Consider the following 1,601-nt stretch of genomic DNA (forward strand, 5'->3'; position numbering starts at 1 on the left):
TCTAAAGCTTTACTCACCTTCGAATGCGCTAAAGCAGCTGACACTCTAGCCCTCTCCATGGTGTACGCCATGATCGTGACAAACATCATTGAGCCAATGAAACGCATCTTCGTATTACTGTTGTATACCAACTCTAGGCCGAACATACCTGGCAGAAATAGGATAAACACCGATGCTGTTAAAATAGCGGCAAGCACTAATGTCCCAACATGCATCCCCATAATTGAGAACACGAGAAGTGGATAGGCATAGAGCCAGTAGATACCGGTTCCGCCTTCTCCACCAGAGATAAGTAGATAGAAATAAAAAAAGGTATAGGATGTTGCTAGAAAATTACGATGAAAGCGCCAGCGTCCAAAGAACTTATAGGCAAAGAAACTAGAAAGCACTAAACCCGAAAAACCAATAAGACTTAAGCCGTATGTTTCGTGCCCTGTTAAATATGATTTCGTGCCGAAAATCATTAACAGCGGAACAGTTAAATAGCAAAGCAAATCTACGACCAGTTTGGCCGACACTAAACCGCTATGTTCCTGCTTTGTCATAGGCAAGGCACTTATCATTCAATACATCCTGAATACATTTGAAAGCATCGCTCTGCAAGTGGGTATTTTTGCTCGAGGTTTTGCTCATTAACTTATTGAGTATGTCAGCGTACTGAATCTTCTCAATGCGAGTTTTGTTAACGCAATGCAAATTCTTATAAAATTAATGTTGCTAATTTCGGTTTTCTAACTCTTCGATCTGTTCTTGTAGATCAAACCATTGCAGTTCAATTTCTTCTACTTCAGTGCTTAGATCGCCACGCTTTTCAAGCAAGGCTTTTAATCGCTGCTTGTTTTCATCATCGTAAATAGAAGGAGATGCCAACTCATTCTCAATGGCCGACAACTCACTTTGTAGCGTTTCTAAGCTTGCATCTAGTTTGGCCAACTGTTTCTTCAAGGGACTTAACTTTTTGCGCGCTTCGGCTTCTTGGCGCTTTCGCTCTTTACGCTGTTCACTGGTCTCACCAGCAGATTCATTGAGCGTATTCGACTCAGAATTATCGGGCTCTTGAAGCTGTCGATGAAATCCCTCTAACCAACGCTCATAGTCTTGCAAATCGCCTTCAAAGGTATCGACTTTACCTTCAGCGACCAACCAATAATCATCGACTGTATTCTTTAACAAATGACGATCGTGAGACACCACCACGATGGCGCCCGAGAACTCTTGTAGTGCCAGCGTTAAAGCGTGGCGCATCTCTAAATCCAAATGGTTAGTTGGCTCATCTAAAAGCAGTAGATTAGGTTTTTGCCAGGCAATGATTGCAAGCGCCAATCGCGCCTTTTCTCCGCCGGAGAATTTCTCAATAGTGCCGGTCGCATCATCACCTCGAAAATTAAAGCCTCCTAAAAAATTACGAATGCTTTGTTCCGTTGCCGATGGCGTGAGTCTTTGTAGATGCAAAATTGGACTCGCATTCATATCAAGCGCTTCCAGCTGATGCTGAGCAAAGTAACCAATGTGTAAATGCTCTCCGTGCGTTCGCTCGCCTCGTAACAAGGTTTGTTGATCAACCAATGATTTAATTAGAGTCGACTTACCTGCCCCGTTTG

2 protein-coding genes are annotated in these 1,601 nt (G+C 43.1%); both read right to left on the reverse strand.

Features of this window, described 5'->3' with window-relative positions:
- The coding region (locus A3762_RS12700) for a hypothetical protein (protein ID WP_156493434.1) at positions 1–545 on the reverse strand (545 nt) is incomplete at its 3' end.
- Positions 546–717: 172 nt separating this feature from the next.
- A partial coding sequence (locus tag A3762_RS12705; protein ID WP_156493435.1) for an ATP-binding cassette domain-containing protein occupies positions 718–1,601 on the reverse strand: 884 nt, incomplete at its 5' end.

The organism is Oleiphilus sp. HI0125 (assembly GCF_001635355.1).